2 protein-coding genes are annotated in these 706 nt (G+C 34.3%); one reads left to right on the top strand and one right to left on the bottom strand.

All coding sequences use genetic code 11. The features are described from left to right. A partial coding sequence (locus CJF42_RS26275; protein ID WP_141235709.1) for a GNAT family N-acetyltransferase occupies nt 1-239 on the top strand: 239 nt, incomplete at its 5' end. Between the two features lie 44 nt (nt 240-283). Here the strand turns inward: CJF42_RS26275 and CJF42_RS26270 are convergent. Continuing rightward, on the bottom strand, nt 284-706 hold a 423-nt coding region (locus CJF42_RS26270; RefSeq protein WP_252097750.1), incomplete at its 5' end, for a methyl-accepting chemotaxis protein.

Raw genomic sequence — 706 nt, 5'->3', positions numbered from 1 at the left:
GCTTTTTGAGAAGTTACTATTTTTATGTTCAAGATATTGTTGTTCATCCAGTTTATCAACAATTAGGGTTAGGGCATAAAATAATGCAATATATTGAAAGTTACTTATCAGGAGTCGCTAAAAAAGGTGCAACAGTCGGTCTACTTTCTGCGAAAGGAAAAGAGGGGTTTTATGAGCGTTTTGGTTATATAAAAAGGCCTAACGACATATTAGGCCATGGTATGTGTAAGTTTATTTAAGCTTTAAAATTTAGGTGTAAAGGGACTTGCCAAAATTATATTTATCAAATAATAAAGCGGTCTAACTCTTTGCGTAAAATGTTAGATTGATTAGATAATTCTTTACTCATTAATTGCGTTTTTGTGACAGACTCTCCAGATTGCTCTGCCACATCTCTGATAGAAACAACATGTTTATTTACTTCTGAAGCAACTTGGCTTTGCTCTTCTATTGAAACGGCAATGGCCGTATTCATATCGTTAATACTTGAAACATCATTATTAATTGCAGTTAATAATTTCCCTGCTGCACTGGCCTGTTTTTCACTTTCCTGTCCTTGTACTAAACACTCAGCCATAAGCTCTACGATGTTTTTTGTTTTATTTTGAAGGGAATTTATGATTTTTTCAATTTCTTGAGTTGAATCTTGTGTACGGCTAGCTAAAGTCCTAACTTCGTCTGCAACAACTGCAAAACCTCTACCTTG

This window comes from Pseudoalteromonas sp. NBT06-2 (genome assembly GCF_002276045.1).
In the GTDB taxonomy this organism is placed as follows: domain Bacteria; phylum Pseudomonadota; class Gammaproteobacteria; order Enterobacterales; family Alteromonadaceae; genus Pseudoalteromonas.
Note: the sequence above shows the minus strand (reverse complement) of the source record. Positions and strands in the feature narration are given on the sequence as shown.